The sequence below is a fragment of the Shewanella sp. TB7-MNA-CIBAN-0143 genome (genome assembly GCF_040310065.1).
In the GTDB taxonomy this organism is placed as follows: Bacteria; Pseudomonadota; Gammaproteobacteria; order Enterobacterales; family Shewanellaceae; genus Shewanella.
In genome coordinates this window covers 151,891-169,703 of record NZ_JBEOPL010000006.1, presented here as the reverse complement: position 1 = coordinate 169,703, position 17,813 = coordinate 151,891, and the positions used below count along the sequence as shown (strand labels likewise).

13 protein-coding genes are annotated in these 17,813 nt (G+C 42.2%); 4 read left to right on the top strand and 9 right to left on the bottom strand.

Annotation, left to right across the window (positions count from 1 at the left end; translation table 11 throughout):
* Positions 1-3 precede the first annotated feature (3 nt).
* Together AAEY97_RS07135 and AAEY97_RS07130 are read right to left on the bottom strand one after the other, a co-directional pair.
* Positions 4-3,714 (bottom strand): response regulator, encoded by a 3,711-nt coding sequence (locus tag AAEY97_RS07135; RefSeq protein ID WP_182743097.1) that lies wholly within the window; start codon positions 3,712-3,714, stop codon positions 4-6.
* A gap of 280 nt (positions 3,715-3,994) precedes the next feature.
* Positions 3,995-5,389 carry a PhoH family protein gene (locus AAEY97_RS07130; RefSeq protein ID WP_350997642.1) on the bottom strand — a complete coding sequence of 465 codons (1,395 nt, stop codon included), beginning with the start codon at positions 5,387-5,389 and terminating at the stop codon, positions 3,995-3,997.
* A 331-nt stretch (positions 5,390-5,720) separates the two neighbouring features.
* Between AAEY97_RS07130 and rapA the strand changes: the two genes are divergently transcribed.
* Positions 5,721-8,627 (top strand): RNA polymerase-associated protein RapA, encoded by a 2,907-nt coding sequence (gene rapA / locus AAEY97_RS07125; protein ID WP_101085147.1) that lies wholly within the window; start codon positions 5,721-5,723, stop codon positions 8,625-8,627.
* A 129-nt stretch (positions 8,628-8,756) separates the two neighbouring features.
* Complete coding sequence (locus AAEY97_RS07120) at positions 8,757-9,632, top strand: alpha/beta hydrolase family protein (RefSeq protein WP_243756324.1); 876 nt, start codon at positions 8,757-8,759, stop codon at positions 9,630-9,632.
* A gap of 50 nt (positions 9,633-9,682) precedes the next feature.
* On the opposite strand, the gene AAEY97_RS07115 is transcribed toward AAEY97_RS07120, so the two are convergent.
* Positions 9,683-10,489 carry a crotonase/enoyl-CoA hydratase family protein gene (locus AAEY97_RS07115; protein WP_350997637.1) on the bottom strand — a complete coding sequence of 269 codons (807 nt, stop codon included), beginning with the start codon at positions 10,487-10,489 and terminating at the stop codon, positions 9,683-9,685.
* Between the two features lie 434 nt (positions 10,490-10,923).
* On the opposite strand from AAEY97_RS07115, the gene AAEY97_RS07110 reads away from it, so the two are divergent.
* Together AAEY97_RS07110 and AAEY97_RS07105 are read left to right on the top strand one after the other, a co-directional pair.
* On the top strand, positions 10,924-11,919 hold the full coding sequence (locus AAEY97_RS07110; protein WP_350997634.1) for a response regulator: 996 nt from the start codon (positions 10,924-10,926) through the stop codon (positions 11,917-11,919).
* 15 nt (positions 11,920-11,934) lie between these two features.
* A complete protein-coding gene (locus tag AAEY97_RS07105) occupies positions 11,935-12,891 on the top strand; it encodes a GGDEF domain-containing protein (RefSeq protein WP_162023916.1) in 957 nt (318 codons plus the stop codon).
* Positions 12,892-12,974: 83 nt separating this feature from the next.
* On the opposite strand, the gene rraB is transcribed toward AAEY97_RS07105, so the two are convergent.
* From rraB to AAEY97_RS07075, 6 genes are all read right to left on the bottom strand, one after another.
* Complete coding sequence (rraB, locus tag AAEY97_RS07100; protein ID WP_162023917.1) at positions 12,975-13,400, bottom strand: ribonuclease E inhibitor RraB; 426 nt, start codon at positions 13,398-13,400, stop codon at positions 12,975-12,977.
* Positions 13,401-13,501: 101 nt separating this feature from the next.
* Entirely contained in the window at positions 13,502-14,236 is a 735-nt protein-coding gene (locus AAEY97_RS07095; RefSeq protein ID WP_101085141.1) for a 1-acylglycerol-3-phosphate O-acyltransferase, read from the bottom strand.
* A gap of 162 nt (positions 14,237-14,398) precedes the next feature.
* Positions 14,399-15,184, bottom strand: a complete 786-nt coding sequence (locus AAEY97_RS07090) for a metal ABC transporter permease (RefSeq protein WP_335691193.1) — start codon at positions 15,182-15,184, stop codon at positions 14,399-14,401.
* A gap of 4 nt (positions 15,185-15,188) precedes the next feature.
* Entirely contained in the window at positions 15,189-16,094 is a 906-nt protein-coding gene (locus AAEY97_RS07085; protein WP_182745170.1) for a metal ABC transporter solute-binding protein, Zn/Mn family, read from the bottom strand.
* On the bottom strand, positions 16,078-17,274 hold the full coding sequence (locus tag AAEY97_RS07080) for a hypothetical protein (protein ID WP_350997630.1): 1,197 nt from the start codon (positions 17,272-17,274) through the stop codon (positions 16,078-16,080). The genes AAEY97_RS07085 and AAEY97_RS07080 overlap by 17 nt, the downstream gene beginning before the upstream one ends.
* Positions 17,275-17,361: 87 nt before the next feature.
* On the bottom strand, positions 17,362-17,652 hold the full coding sequence (locus AAEY97_RS07075) for an ABC-type zinc uptake system zinc chaperone (RefSeq protein ID WP_101085138.1): 291 nt from the start codon (positions 17,650-17,652) through the stop codon (positions 17,362-17,364).
* Positions 17,653-17,813 lie beyond the last annotated feature (161 nt).

Genomic DNA, 17,813 nt, shown 5'->3' with positions numbered 1-17,813 from the left:
ATACTAATCGTCTTTATGATTATGTTTATATGTAATCCAATGAGATAAGGTTTCAAATAATTCAGTAAGCACAATCGGCTTAGTGATATGCGCATTCATGCCTGCTGCTAAACTTTTTTCTTTATCACCCGACATTGCGTGCGCAGTCATGGCAATAATGGGCATTTGTTGTTTGCTATAACGTTTGCGTAATTCGGCGGTGGCAGTTAATCCATCCATTACCGGCATTTGAATATCCATTAACACTGCATCAAATGGTTTAGAATCAATCACATCTAATGCCACTTGGCCATTATCGGCTATCACAACTTCATAACCAGCACTTTTGAGTAATTCAGATGCCACTTGTTGGTTAATAAAGTTATCCTCAACCAACAATACTAAGCCAGAGGCTTTAGCGGGTTCTGCTTCAATAATAACCGGCATTGCATTTAGCTTGGGTTCTTTGGCAAAAGCATTAATAATTTCATCAAATAACGCCGAGGCCTTAAACGGTTTTTGTAACACGGCATAAACAGAATTTTTTTGCAGCTCATGGTCTAACGGTTCAGCAGCATAAGCGGTCATTAAGATAATAATAGGACGCTTTGCTAAGCTACCATCTGCGACCATTTCATCTATCGCCTTAATAACATCACAGCCGTTCATTTCAGGCATCATCCAATCCAACAACAATAAATCGACTGGTTTTTTACGCAATATATCCAGTGCTTTTTGACCACTGTCAGCCGTGTTTACACCAAAGCTAAAGTCGGTCATCAATGTCGAATAAATTTGTAATGCACTTGGGTTGTCGTCAACCACCAGCGTTGTCAGGTTATTTAACTGTTCTGGCACTACCAGCGGCTCGATCACTTGTTCTTCGGCAATTTCAAAGCTAATGGTAAAACTAAAAGTACTGCCGGCGCCCAGTTCGGACTCAACTTGCATGGTACCACCCATCATCGACACTAAATGTTTACTGATAGATAACCCTAAGCCTGTGCCACCATATTTACGTGTGGTTGAACCATCGGCTTGTGAGAATGCATCAAACAGCATTGCTTGTTGATCTTTACTGATCCCAATACCGCTATCGCGTACCCAGAACTTCATGGTAATACGGTCGTCACGCTCACCCACATCTTCACAACCCAGCTCAACTTCACCGGTTTGGGTAAATTTGACCGCATTAGACAATAAATTAACGATGACCTGACCTAAACGCAGTGGATCGCCATACAAAATAAGCCCTGCGGTAACAGGCGCATATAGCAGTAATTCAACGCCTTTTTCTTGCGCTTTAAGCGCATTAATATCAATAACATGATCAAGCACTTTATCCAGCGGAAACGCGACTCTTTCTAATTCTAATTTGCCTGCTTCAATTTTAGAAAAATCTAAAATGTCATTAATAATTCGCAGTAACGATTGGGCAGAAAAACCGGCTTTATTAAGATAATCTTGTTGCTGCACGGTCAAGCTAGTGCGTTGTGCTAACTGCAACATCCCAATAATCGCGTTCATAGGTGTCCGAATTTCGTGACTCATGTTGGCCAAAAATTCGCTCTTGTACATGTTGGCTAACTCGGCGTCTTGTTTTGCTTCAAGCAAGGCGACTTCGTTACTCTTCTGGCGGGTAATGTCTTTATGAGTACCTAGCATCCGCTTACTACAACCATCCTCAGAAAACTCAACCGCTCGACCACGGGATAACACCCAGTAGTACTGGTCATTTTTACCGCGCATTCTAAATTCGATTTCATAAGTGCCAACCGGATCGCGCACATATTGAGAGCGGTACTCTTGGACCCGTTCACGATCGTCAGGATGATACAACTCATCGATTGATTCGAGTAACGGTGGAAACTCATTAGCTTGATAACCCAGCATAGAATAAAAAGCCGGATTACAAATAATCTGTTCAGAATCAATGTACCAATCCCACAGGCCATCTTCTACCGCATCCATAGCAAGATGATAACGTTGCTCAGACATACGTAACTGTTCAGCAGCTTCATATTCACGGGTAATATCGCGCCAAACAGAAATCAAACCTAATAGATCGCCACGGCGATTGTAAAACGGTAATTTAAAGGTATCGAGTAATACCGGTTTACCTTCAATATTGACTCGTTCTTGGTAACGCAAGGAATGTTGCTGAGTCAGTACTTTGTTGTCTTCTTCCCCAATGCGCAAGCCTTGCTCTGGGCTCACCACTTCTGACGACGTTAAGCCTATAATCTCATTTTCGGTATAACCCAGCATTCTTTCAGCTGACTTATTACAGCCTAAGTATTTGCCTTCTTTGTCTTTAAACACGATCGCTTCAGGGATCGAATCGATCAATGATCGTAACAGTGCAAACTCTCGCTCACGGCGCTCTGTTGTTTCACGTAAACGCTGAGTGCGCCTAGCAACTAAGTTATCAAGACGTTTGTTTTGTTCGGCAAGATGATGAGTATACTGACGGTTTTCTTCAAAAATACGACTCACTAGCGCAAACCACGGTTCCCAACCACGGGTAATTTTCTCTGGCGGACGGATAGGCGTTTGTGAACATGCTTCTAGATGGGTTAATAAGCGTGAAGCAGGGCTAACGAATGCTCGGCGAGTTTGCCAATGCACTATGGTAACCAGCAGCGACAAAGCCAATACCACTAACAGAAAACTCAGTTGCAGCTTGTCCCAAGAATCTTTAAATAAATCATCTTCATCTTGCAAATACAGTAATCGCCATGGCGCGTTATGCAGTGCCACACTATGAATATAATAACCGTTTCGCAATATGCCTTCGTGGGCATCAAATAGCTCAGATTCCGATAATGAATGTAACTCTGCCGGAATTCGCTGGCTTATGTGATAAACCTTATTCATTTCACTGGAGTCAAAATCACTGTGAGATAAAATATTATTTTGCTGATCAAGCAAAATCACCGTGCCTGGCATTTTAAAATAGGTGCGAATTTGTTTATCTAACGATGATAACGTCATGTCGAGGTTAATCGAACCAATAAACTCATCTTCAAGGTACACGGGTAACCCAAGCGTAGTAATTAAGCCCTGATTCGTCGAGTCGATGTATGCCTCACTCCAAAACACACTCCGTTGTGGGTTCATTGAAGGTGTCGCTAATTGAAATTGTTTCTTATTGAGCAGCTCATCCCTAAAGCGTAAGTCATTATTTTCCCATGGATAAAATGACATCATCCGACGCTTAGAAATATAATAAATCGACGAAGCTTTAGGCGCTGCTTCTTTCGCGACTGGGAAGGATAATGACAGTTCAAACAGCATTTCAAGCTCTTGATAAAAGCTCTCGCTACGATCATCTAATGAACCCGCACCCGTAATGCGTCCCATATTGGTGAACGGCACGCCGCTGTTGGCATAATTAGGTTCTAAGGTGAAATACTGGCCATCTTCGTTAAATTTTTCATACTCTGGTAAGCGCTCTTTACGAACAAACTCCCCCAAACGTAAATGGTCCACCGCCACATCACGCAAACTTTTCACCGCACGAATGCTCGACTCAAGCAATAAGTCGATTTGCATAACATGACGGGCAACTTGTTCTTCTCGCTGTTGAATTTGCTGCTCTTTTTGACGTTCAAACATAATGCCAGCGGTCAGCAAAGCCATCACAATCACCCCGATATAGGTGTAGAACACCGCTCGGTTATAATTACGTTGAATAGGAGATTTTAGTTGTAAATCTGGCTCAGTCGGTTTCATTAACCACCCTTGATACAGCGTAAAAAAAGACCCGCTGTCGAACGAATAACACCAAAAACGGCAGTTATAACAGTAATGATTATGATATCAGGAAGATAAGCTCAAGCACATGTATTAATGGCTCCAGAGATACTTGTCCAACCTGCAAGTAATACAGACTACAAATATTAAGGCATATTGTAGGCGATTGAAAATACATAAGGTTATCTTGTGTAACCTTATGTATATAGACAGGATATAACCATGATTAATAAAGTGATTTCCTTAGCAAGTTAAGCCGTTACAAATGCTCCTCTGCAAACTCCGCTAAACGAGACCGTACGACACCATTAAGATAAATATTGGCGCTGCCTTCAAAGTTTTTAAAACGTTCGACTATGTAAGTTAATCCTGATGTAACCGGTGTTAAATACGTCGAGTCAATTTGGGCTAAATTACCACTACAAATCAGTTTAGTGCCTTCGCCCATACGAGTGATCATGGTTTTAATTTGTGACGCGGTTAGGTTTTGACATTCATCTAAAATAACCACCGAGTTTTGAATAGAGCGGCCACGCATAAAGTTAATCGACTTAAACTGAATATTGGCTTTTTCCATTATGTAATTAACACTACCTGCTGGGTTTACATCATTTTTATGTAGCACTTCTAGCGTATCGGTTATCGCAGCCAACCAAGGGGTCATTTTCTCTTCTTCGCTACCCGGAAGAAAACCTATCGACTCAGCAATTTCGGGGGTATTACGGGTGACGATAATTTTGTCATATAACTTACGTTCGACGACCAATTCTAATGCCGCCGCCATTGCCAATAGCGTCTTACCGCAACCCGCTGGCCCCGTCAGAATAATCAGTTCAATATCAGGATCTAGCAAAGCATCTAGCGCCATACCTTGGTAAATATTTTTAGGATTAATTCCCCATGCTTCATGATGTAATAAGCGATCACGGCCGCGATCGATCATCTGTAAATTTTTATCGGTTTTACTGACTACTCGACCACAAAAATCCGAGCTTTCATCGATTAAATACTGGTTAAGATAAAAGTTTTCATTACCAAGATGTTCCAATGGTACTTGGTGAACCGTATGCAACCCTCTACGTTCGGTGGAGACTTTATCGACATTTTGCCAAAAATCCCCAGAGAATTGATAAAAGCCTTTGGCGAGAAAACGCACATCATCAATCAACTGATCGCTGCGGTAATCTTCTACGCGCTCAATACCTGCACCTTTGGCTTTTAAGCGCATGTTAATGTCTTTAGTGACTAACACGACAGTGCGGGGAAAATGGATTTTTTGTAAATGCAGGGCGGTGTTGATAATGCGGTTATCGTTATTGTCTCCAGGCAGCGAGCCGATAATAAACTCGACTTGATGATCTGGGAAAATCGATAAATGACCAGAAACTTGAGAATGTTCTTCGCGAGTAGGCAATGCAACGCCTTTTAAAATTTGCTCTGGGGTCGTGGGACCACCCAGAATATCTTCTAATGCACGTATAGCCACTCGTGCATCACGACTCACATCTCGTTTGCGGTCCTTTATACTGTCGAGCTCTTCTAACACTGTCATGGGAATAACTACGTCATGTTCCTTAAACGAATATATCGCTAAAGGTTCATGCAGTAACACGTTGGTATCCAGTACAAACAACTTTTTGTCGTTTCGTTGCATGGTGCCTCCAGAGTGCTCTCAATGAATAGATATCAGTATCACTTAACTTAACTAAACGTATAACATTAAAGGGATAATTAAAGTCTCTATTGAAAACAGGTCATTGCCATGAGCAATGCTGCCTTAATAAAATATGTCACTTGTCGGGTAAAAACTCAATGTCATCATCATCGCCTTTGCTTCACACTATGACGTCAATGTGACGCTAACATGTCAAGATGGTGTAAAAATGAACATCTAAACGATAAATCAATGCTAAAATTTCAATCTGGATGGGTTTGGTTTAACATACGCCCCCTTTTTTGTTTCACGCAATAAATGAGAGTAAAAGATGCCGTTTGCCTTAGGTCAACGCTGGATAAGTGATACCGAGTCAGAACTCGGATTAGGAACAGTCGTTCAAGTTGAAGGCCGCATGGTTACGCTGCTATTCCCTGCCACTGGAGAAAACCGGATGTTTTCTCGCAGTGAAGCTCCCTTAACCAGAGTTATTTTTAACCCAGGTGACACTGTCGAAAGCGGTGAAGGTTGGAGTATCACCATTGAAGAGCTTGAAGAAAAAAACCAATTGGTGATTTATCATGGTATTCATAGCGAGACTCAAGAAAAAGTCAGTCTTCGAGAGACCATGCTAAGCCATAATATTCGCTTTAATAAACCACAAGATCGTTTATTCGCCGGACAAATTGACCGCCTAGAACGTTTTGGGGTGCGTTATCAATGTCAGTTATTGCGCCACAAATTAGCCAGCTCAGATTTACTCGGTCAACAAGGCCCACGCGTAGGCTTAATTGCACATCAGCAGTGGATTGCTCATGAAGTGGGTAGCCGTTACGCTCCACGCGTATTACTGGCCGATGAAGTCGGTTTAGGTAAAACCATTGAAGCTGGCTTAATTATTCATCAGCAATTACTCACTGGTCGTGCTGAACGTATTTTAGTCATAGTCCCGGACACACTTCGTCACCAGTGGTTAGTTGAAATGCTGCGCCGCTTTAATTTACGCTTTTCAGTATTTGATGAAGATCGATGCGTAGAAGCTTATGCCGATAATGACAATCCGTTTTATACCGAGCAGTTAATTATTTGTTCACTTGATTTACTGCGCAAGAAAAAGCGTCTTGAACAAGCTGTAGACGCTGATTGGGACTTAATGGTTGTCGATGAAGCTCACCATTTAGAATGGTCAGAAGATGCCCCTAGTCGCGCTTATAAAATCGTCGAAGCGTTAAGTGAAGTGGTCCCTGGTGTATTACTCCTTACCGCGACCCCTGATCAACTCGGTCATCAAAGCCACTTTGCTCGTTTACGTTTGCTCGATCCAGATCGTTTTTATGATTACGATGCTTTCTTAGCTGAAGAAGCAAGCTACAAAGATGTGGCAGAAGCAGCTGAAGCATTAAGTCAGGATAAAAAATTACCCGACAGTGCCATTAACAGCTTAACTGAGTTGCTTAGCGAGAAAGACATCGAGCCAAGCATTCGTTTAATCCAGTCAAAAGAGGTTGATGCAGAATCACAGCAAGCAGCACGTCAAGAATTGCTCCAAGAATTGCTCGACCGCCATGGCACTGGCCGCGTACTTTATCGTAACAGTCGCGCATCAGTAAAAGGCTTTCCGAAGCGTATATTTAATGCTTATCCATATGAGATGCCTGCGCAGTACGTGACCGCTGAACGCGTTAACGCCATGATGGGCAGTGCCAAGCAGCCACTGGCTAAAGCAGCACAAGCATTAAGCCCTGAGAAGCTTTACCAGGCCTTTGAAAATGACAGTGCCAGCTGGTGGAAGTTTGATCCACGGGTAGACTGGTTAATTGAGTTCCTAAAATCGCATCGCAGTAAAAAAGTACTGATTATTGCTAGCCAGGCTGAAACTGCATTAAGCCTTGAAGAAGCGCTGCGAACCCGCGAAGGTATTCAAGCTACGGTATTCCATGAAGATATGTCGATTATCGAACGCGATAAAGCCGGCGCTTACTTTGCTCAAGAAGACGGCGGCGCCCAAGCATTAATTTGTTCTGAAATTGGCTCCGAAGGACGTAACTTCCAGTTTGCTAGCCATTTGATTTTGTTTGATTTGCCGCTCAATCCTGATTTGTTAGAGCAACGTATTGGCCGCTTAGATCGTATTGGGCAACAAAACGATATCCAAATTCATTTGCCTTACTTGCGCGATACCGCTCAAGAAAGATTGATGCGTTGGTATCATCAAGGATTAAATGCATTCGAACTCACCTGCCCGAGCGGTCATGTGTTGTTTAACGAATTTGCCGATGAACTGATTAACGTACTTTGCGACGATGATGAAGATCAGATGACTCAATTGCTGAATCACACCCAGCATCGTTATAAAGAGCTTAAACAGGCAATGGAGCAAGGCCGCGATAAACTGCTAGAGATAAACTCTCACGGTGGCGAGCGTGCCAATGCATTAATTAAGCGTTTATCAGACAGCGATAACGATACTCATCTCATCGGTTCGGTCATTCGTTTATGGGATATTATTGGTGTCGATCAAGAAGATCGCGGTGAAAACTCAATCATTTTACGCCCGAGTGAGCACATGATGTTCCCTACTTATCCTGGGCTGAATGAAGACGGTATTACGGTGACGTTTGATCGTGAAACCGCTTTGTCTCGTGATGACATTGCATTTATCACCCAAGAGCATCCTTTAGTACAAACCGGCTTAGATTTAATCACTGGCTCAGAAACGGGCACCACCAGTGTGGCAATTCTAAAGAATAAAGCGCTTCCCGCGGGGACGCTGTTTTTAGAATTAATTTACATGGCTGATGCCTCTGCCCCAAAATCGACTCAGTTATACCGTTATTTACCACCGACACCTATCCGGGTGTTATTGGATAAAAATGGTCTTAATATGGCAGATAAAGTGGACTACGCCAGTTTTGACAAACAGCTAAGTGCGGTAAACCGTCACATCGCTAGCAAGCTTGTTAATGCCTCACAGCCTATTTTACATCCGTTATTGGCCAAAGGTGAAGAGTATGCAAAAGAGTCGCTTAAGCAGCTAGTAGTGAATGCTCGAGCTAAAATGACTCAACAACTCACAGGCGAGCTGGAAAGACTTGAAGCCCTAAAAGCCGTAAATCCGAACATTCGTGAAGACGAGCTAGAATATATTCGTAATCAAATGACCGAGATAACGGGCTACATGGATAACAGTCAATTACAGCTTGATGCAATACGTATGGTACTTGTCAGCCACGTATAACGGCTAACTAGCATTAAATAATGTTGTATTAATCATGTCGTGTAACCAATGCCCTGTATATCAGGGCATTGTTTTTATTCGCGGTTATACATTAAGCTAACCGCATTATGGTGTTATTCGCTCGAGGTTATGGTGCAACTAGGACAATTTAGTCGGTTATTAATCGTAACGATAAGCATATTACTGGCAGCGCCTGGCGCAAAGGCACAGCAACCTTACGGCTACTTACCTACCGATGAAATCAAATTTATCACTATTGACGGTAAACAAACTGAAGTGCTTGTAAGGTCTTGGCAGAGTAAAAAACACTTTGGTTCAGCGATGATTATTGCTGCGTCGGACACCGATGCTGATGCTGCCGGCTTAGCCAGCTACTTACGAACCAATATTAATGCCCGCGGTTGGGCAAGTATTAGCTTAACCCCAGCAAAAGGGCTATATCGGCCTAACTATGCAACAAAACCAGAAGAAATCACTAAAGCAGGCACCGAACAACTGCAATTAACCAGCAATAAAAGTATCCCAAAGTATGAGTCGTCTCAATTGCTTGAATTACGTAACTTTCAGCAAAGTAATCTCAATGAAGCCCTGAACCAATTAACCTCAACCACCAGTTTATTTCCTGGCGGCAAGATTCTAATTGTTATTGATGACACGGCCGGCATGGTCACGAATCTGCTTTATGACAAAAAAATTCCCATCCCTGATGTGCTAGTCATCGTCAACGCTTATCGCGAATTTGAGTATTTAATTGATCCGCAAAGTCAGCGTAAATCGATCGCCGAACAATTAGTCACCATGTCGATCCCGATCCTTGATATTCAATCCGCCGATGCACATCCGAATTCAATTGAACAAGCACCTACCCGCCTCAACTACAATCAAGTGAAACCTGCTAAGTATTATCGCCAATACCAAATGAGCTTGGACTTAAGCAGCCCGAGTGGCTGGGAAGAAGCCCTCGATCAAATAGAAGGCTTTTCCAGAACCGTTATCGGAAGATAGTAAATTCAGCGTAGCCATGACTAAAATAGAGCATTAGCGAAAACAGATTATTACCACCAAGATTGACGAGAACGATAGGCTTTATCAGGATTTTTAGTTTGTCTAATCGCAGCAATCACGCGGTTTTTACCCAGCAACAACCTTATTTGGCTTAGTGATTCTCGGGCTAATAGGCTGCGCACTGAAGCGGTCCAACTTTGATTGATGCTGCGTTTAATCGCAGCATTAGCATCCGGGGAAGTGCGGATGATTTTTTGGGCTAATAACGTGGCACACTCATAAGCGTTATCACTTATTTGAGTCACCAAGCCTAGCTCAAGCGCTTGCTCGGCAGTTAAAATATCCGCGGTATAGGTCAACATCAACGCTTTGTCTTTGTGCATAATTTGCCTTAATGCCACCAAACCAGCCATATCTGGCACAAGCCCCCACTTTGCTTCCATTATCGACAACTTACAGTTTGGCGTCGCAATACGAATATCTGCCCCTAGCGCAATTTGAGTCCCACCGCCGTAGCAACAACCTTCTAGAACCGCAATAACAGGAACAGGCAAACGCTGCCATCCCAACGACACACGTTGGGCTAAATTTGCATTACCAGGCAACCACTTGAATAAAAGCTTTAATGCACTTGTAGGTGAACTCGCGACACTTTTCACATCTAAGCCTGAACAAAAGTTACCTTCAGCACCCGATAAAATAACCGCATTAACTCGTTTATCGCCACGGAGTTGTTTAATTACGTTATCAATCGCAGTAAACATTTCAACATTAAGCGCATTAATTTTACTGGGTCTATTTAAGCAAACATGGGCAATGCCATTATCTACCGTCAACTTAATCAACTCTCTTTCCATGAAACACCCTGTTACTGGTCAGTCCAGTTTTTAGACTAACATATCTGGACTATCTGGCGAATAGTAATAACATGACAAATAATCGGCACTGGTCAAAATATTGCCACACGTTATTTTGAACAAAATTTCATTGAGTGTTAGCCTGATATATTATCAATATAAGCATAACCATCTAATCTTCATGTTTTTACATAACATGTAACACCTGATTGATATGACATTGATGACTTTGTGGCAACGGCCACATAAATGTTACAAACTTAGCTAGATGTTAAAACTAAGTTATCAATATTGTAAGCAAATAAGTATAATGATCTAACGAACAAAAAATCGCTGTAAATAGTCTTATAATAATAACTATCCGCCTCGCACCACTCGCAGTTGCATTAACGAGTTTTTTTCCCCTAAAGGCGAAATAAGGAAGACCAGCAACAATGACCATTCCAATATTAATATGCGACGATTCTGCGCTCGCCAGAAAACAAATGGCAAGAACTCTCCCCAAAGATTGGGACGTTGAAATTAGCTACGCCACCAATGGCGCAGAGGGTCTTGATATCATTCGCGCGGGTAAAGGTGAGATTGTGTTTCTCGATCTCAACATGCCAGTCATGGATGGTTACGAAGTACTTCAAGCGGTACAACAACAAGATTTACCGGCACTGATTATTGTGGTGTCAGGTGATATTCAAATTAAGGCTCATGAACGAGTCAAAGCATTAGGTGCCCTCGACTTTATTCAAAAACCCGTTAGTGCAGAGGCTATTAGCCATATTCTGCAAGAGTACGGTATTTTGACTCTTACCCAGGGTAATAAAGTTGAAGAAACGCCAATGATGAAAGTTGACATGCGTGATGCATGTCAAGAAATAGCCAACGTCGCCATGGGCAGAGCCGCTGACTTGCTCGCTAAGCTTCTGGATGTATTTGTACTACTGCCTATTCCTAACGTTAATGTGCTTGAAGTCAGCGAATTAACGATGGCCTTAAAAGCCACCGAACGAAACTCAACAGTCTCTGGGCTTTGCCAAGGATTTATTGGTGCAGGTATCGCGGGTGAAGCGTTATTACTGTTCCATGATTCTAGTTTTGAAGATATGGCCAAGTTAATGGGATTAGAAAATCCAAATGATATTGGTACTGAAATAGAAGTAATGATGGACACTGGTAATGTGCTCATTGGCGCTTTTTTAAATGGTATTTCTGAACAACTCGACATGAAATTCAGTCAGACCCATCCAGTAGTGCTTGGCAGACACTGCAGTGTCAACGAGCTCATTCACGACAACTCTGACAAATGGCAGCGCACTCTCGCGATGGAAATTAACTATCGAATAGAAGATTACAATATTGAATGTGATCTTCTGCTGCTATTTACTGAAGACTCAATTCCTACGCTGAACTACAAACTTGGCTATTTACTCGACTAATGTTGGATACTTTTTATGTCAAATGATCAAAGTGCGATGAACGAACTCCACTGGCTAATCGATATGGTGCAAACCATTGAGGTTGGTTTAGTTGTGCTCGATCGCGACTATAACATCCAACTTTGGAACGGTTTTATGGAAAACCACAGCGGTGTCTCACCCAATTCCATTAAAGGTAGTAATCTATTTGAAAAGTTTCCCGACTTACCCGCCACGTGGCTAAAACATAAAATGGAGTCGGTTTTTTTACTTAAAAATCGCACCTTTATTAGTTGGGAACAGCGTCCATACGTATTTCAGTTTAAAAACTATCGCCCGGTGACTGGCCGAGCCGATTTTATGTACCAAAATATTACCTTACTGCCATTAGCTTCGTTAACAGGGCAAATCACTCATATCAGCATTATTATCTATGATGTGACCGATATTGCGGTTAATAAACTGCAACTTAAAGCCGCTAATGAGCAACTTGAACAACTCAGTCAAACCGATGGTTTAACCCTTTTGCATAACCGTCGCCATTGGCAAAGTTGCATGGAAAAAGAATTCGATCGTTATTCACGCTATGGCGATGCGGCATCATTGGTGATGATTGATATTGATAATTTCAAGCGCATTAACGATGAATATGGTCACCCTGCCGGTGATAAAGTGATCCAACATATTGCCTATTTGTTAAAGCAAGCATTGCGTGACACTGACTGTGCAGGCCGATATGGCGGAGAAGAGTTTGGAGTGGTGCTATCTAAGACAACAGCAGAAGAAGCTCTCAACTTTACCGAACGATTAAGAAAGCGTATTGAAGCATCAGAAGTCGCATTCGAAAACCGCCTCATTAGAGTCACGGTGAGTCTGGGCATTAACGATTTAGATTCTGAAATAGATAATAGCTCAACCTGGTTATCGGGTGCAGATAAAGCCTTATATGTCGCTAAGCAAGAAGGCCGTAACAAAAGCATTATCCATAAATAAGCGCCTAGCAAACTTTTTGGTTATCCATAAAAAAACGCCCATCTTTGATGAGCGTTTTTTTATGGAATTAGACCATCGATTTATTAGTGAAATGTACCATCTTCATCTTCATAGTCTTCTTCATCGTCTTCGTCTTCTTCATCGCCTTCAACTTCATCACCGACAAAAAAAGTACCCCAACCGTCGTAGTCTACTTTTTGCTTGCCCGCAACGAGAATCAACTGTTCACATGCTTTATCCAGCAAAGGCACTTCTAGCTTATGCTTGGCAATAGCGTCAAAACAGAAAATAATCGAGCCATCTTCAAGTTCCATTTCTTCGGCATCATTCACTTCAAAACCAAGCTTAAATGCATCAACAGCAGCTTTTTCTAAACGATCAAAATTAGTCGCCGAAAAATGATGTTCAATTGTATATTCCGCATCAGGCTCTGAACCATCAGCAAGTAAGGCATCAACAATTTCAAGATTCTCAGCAAATTGCTCTTTTAACTGACGCTCAACAGACATGGATTACTCCGTAAATAGGACTCGTAAAAATGTTAATCAATTATACCCAAACTGACACAAGTTGCGAGCTTATGACGGATGTTTGACGACCAATAACATGGTTAAGCTTTGGCTTGCTGCATTAATGCTTCTGCTTCTTTGTTTAATTCAACTAAACGCGCCGACATAACTTGATGCACCTTAGCGTTTAACGCTTTAACATCATTCTTATCTAAGCCCGCCGTTGCTATCGGCTCCTGCATTTCTACAATCACCACACCGTTGTTCCAACGATTAAGGTTAATATGATTCTGACAAGAAGCTAATACTGGCACTATTGGCGCTTGAGCAGCGACTGCAGTATGGAATGCACCCACTTTAAAAGGTAATAATCCACGACCGCGTGAACGAGTCCCTTCAGGGAATATCCACACTGATAATAGTTTATTTTTCATTTTATCTACCGTTTTAGCCATAGTATCGAATGCACTATGACGATTGTTACGATCGATAAGGATATTGCCTGATAGCCAATAAATTTGCCCAAATAAGGGTACCCACACCAAGCTCTTTTTACCTAAGCTGACAGTCCCTTTAGGCACAACTGACGTATGAGTAAATAAATCAAAATTATTTTGATGATTGGCTAAATAAATACACGGTTGCGATGTTGCACTGACTGGATGAGCACGTCTAATGACCTTAATGCCTAATACCGGTGCAACCGAACCAAAAAAACGGGCAACCAAATGTACATTGTCGCGATGCATTGGCCGCACAAGGCAAATAACAACTGAAAATATAAAGGCTAAAAATAACAGCACAACGAGAATGATTGAACGAGCGATAAGCAGCACAGCATACTCCTGCAATAAAATTGGCGTCAGTATAACGATGCTAGTCTAGGGACTCAACGTTTTGTTTACATATGTACGCTGAAATACTCTGCCCCTGTGATCTGGGGCAGAGTAACTTAGCTTATATGACAGAAGCTTATATGGCAGCTAGATAACAGATATTTATTTAGCAGGTTGATGCTCTGATGTTGGTGAACGTAGTTTAAGTAACATTCTAAACAACAATGCACTTAATGCTAATGTCGCAACAATAGCGGCACCACTGGGTAAGTCATAGCGAGCAGACAACAGTAGCCCAGCAATATAACCCACTATGCCGACGCCATAAGCCCACACTAACTTGGTTTTACCTTGATACTTATTTAATGCCAAAGCCGGTAAAATAAGCGTGCTAAACACTAAATACACGCCTACTAACTCCACCGACAAAGTAATCACTAATGCAAATAAAAAGTAAAAACCTGCACCATCTAATATCCGTGGTTTAGCGATGATCACCCCAAGAATACCTGCAGAGACTACTGCAGGTAATGCTAACTGAGACCAACTCACCCACAATATTTGACCCGACATTAACTGTTTTAATAATTCAGCACCGTGAGGGTCATTGGCTAACAATAACATTGCCGCCACCGCACTGAGCACATAAAAACAACCAATAAATGCCTCGAGTTCACCGACTAAGTGTTTTGCCATCCAAGCGATAACTCCAGCACCGGCTAATGCAAACAACGCTGGCATCCAAACATGAGCAAACGGTAACGCTTCTACTCGATGATCTATGTGCGATACGATTGCCCCCAATGCAGCGACCTGAGCGATAGCCAAATCAATGAAGATAATGCCACGCTTAAGCACTTGTTGACCTAACAACACATGAGTTGATAACACTAATAGCCCTGCCACTAACGCAGGCAACAAAATAGACAGTAGCTCGACATCAAACATAGTGTTATTTCACTCCATTTAATAACGTCAGCAAACTATCATATAGACTGATTAAGTCTTTGCTTTCATCGTTACCACCTACCGACATCGGTAACACCAATACCGGCAGATTTGCGCGTTCACCTAACCATTTAGCTCCGCGTTCATCTTGATATGAAGCGACGATTACCGCCATTACATCGCCTTTTTCAGCACGAGTAAGTAATGAGGCTAAATGGCTGCTGGTGGGTGCTAAGCCTGGTTTAGGCTCAAGATCTGCCACTTGCTCTATTCCAGTCCAATTAAATAAATAACGGAAGCTCGAATGATAAGCGATGACCTTTTTACCGGCTAAGTTTTTAGCTTGCTCTTGCCACTGCGGTATTTTAGCCTGCCAACGTTGACTAAAGTCGCTCAATGACTGGGCATACTGACTGGCATTTTCTGGATCAACTTCAGTAAGCTTAGCGCTCAAGGCCTGCGCAACGGTCAACATCCGCAAGGGATCTAAATGCAAATGAGGATTTCCCTTTGCATGCACATCACCCATTGAACGATCTACTTGAGTTAACTTATCCAAGGTATCAATTTGGTCTGCTGCAAAAAACAAGCCTTTATCTGTTGAGTTAACCTGAGGATTAGCAGACTTCATTTGTAACATTGGCAACCAACCAATTTCTAAATCGGCCCCAGCACACACAACTAAATCAGCTTGGCGCATTTTAGCAATCAAGCTTGGTCTTGCTTGTACTTGATGTGGATCTTGCATCGCTGTGGTGGCCGAATACACCCTCGCATCGGGCGCTAAAGTTTGCGCTAATGCGGCATATTCAGGTTCACATGCAAACACGTTCAGTTCCGCTTTAGCTGTCGCGGTAAACAGCAGCGACATTGAAGCCACTGCTAAAAGCAATTTAGAATTGATGCGCACCGTGAGCTCCTAATGACATGACATATTGTAAAGTAAAGATATTATCATCTTCGAAACCATCGAAATTAGTTCCAGTCTGATGAGTGTATTGCAAACGCACGGTCGAAAAATGACTGCTATGCCAAGCAAAACTGACTTCAGACTCTTTTAATTTCTGTGGGTCGAGGTGATCTTCATGGATTTCATTAGTATCAATTTGACCGTAACGAATCCCAGCAGACCAACTTGGTGAAAATTGATACACGCTACTCACGTACCAACCTTGATGATAGTCATCAGTACTAACGTCCTCATGATCTGCCTCAAGAATATGTCCAGGCTCCATACCAAAAATGTCAGTGACTCTAAAATATTCGCCACTCACGGTTAAGTTTTGATATTTGTAATTACCATTAGGTGCCCACTTATAAACAAAGTCAGCTATGTAGGTATTTTCGCCAGTATAAGATGCACTATGGCTGTGTTCAGTGTGTCCTTCCTCATCAACCACTTCATCTTCATGCTCATCTTCGGCATAAGCTTGGCCATTCTGATTACGCAAATAGCTCAATCCTAGTTGCCAAGAACTCTCGATACCAATGTCACCACCAATCTTGGTTAATGCGGTATACACGCCAACATCATCAAAATCACGCTCTCCGTGCTCATCTGTCGCACGTAAACTTTCACCTTTAAACGCTTCAACGCCCATGGTCCAGTAGAGATCTGTTGGGGCCACATAATTTAAACGAATACCATCATCAAAATAATGACCACCTAAAAATGCACGATAGGCCGCTGGACGTTCTGAAAATGCATCGGTATGTAAATGTTGATTATTTAAATAACCAATATCCGATAAAAATCGACCCGCACGAACCGATAAACCGTAAGGCATCGCTAACGTTTGGATAAAGGCTTCTTCTAAATTAAGCTCTGTTTCACCGTCATGAGACTCAACAACTGCGGTCACTTTACCGTAAAACATTTCATCAATATTGGCACTTAATGCCAACTCAGTTTCGCCTAAACCAAAACCTTCAGCACGCTCAGCTAATGGTCGGTCGCCCGTTTGGTAATAACCATCGAGCACCGCACTAATACTAGGATTAGTTAAACTAGAATCTTCTGCCATTGCAGAATACGAACTCACAGCACAAGCCAGTGCCAATAACGAAACACGTGTGTTTAACGCAGACATAATATCTCCAAAATACAACAAGTAGCCGCCTATCTGGGTTTAGAGTAAACCGACAGATAACGGAAAATAAATCATTAAAATGTTGGACTAACGAGATACAGGTGGGGCACGACTTTGATAGTAGGCTTGGAATACGCTAAGTAAAAAAGGCAGCGTATAGTGTTGGCGTTCGAACGTTTGCTTAGAAACAGCAAAAACTAAATTGGAAGAGTGAAGCGTTTTATTAAGCTGATGCTGATGGAAACACAAGGTACAATGATTTTGTACGCCGTCATCAAGATGTTTAACTGAGTGTGCAGACGCAGCAACAGACAACACAATCAAAATGGCACTGAGCCAGATTGCGATAGTTTGTCTTATTTTGATGCGGGAACTCACCAGCACAACTCCATCAGGTTAATAAAAGTGAGCGTTAGTGTAAAAGACCGTAGCTGAAAAGCAACCCTTAGATTGTGACAATTCATGACAACCCATTCACAACGACGCTCATTAGCAACTAATATTAACCACTACCAATAACAACTAATAGGTGACTAAGT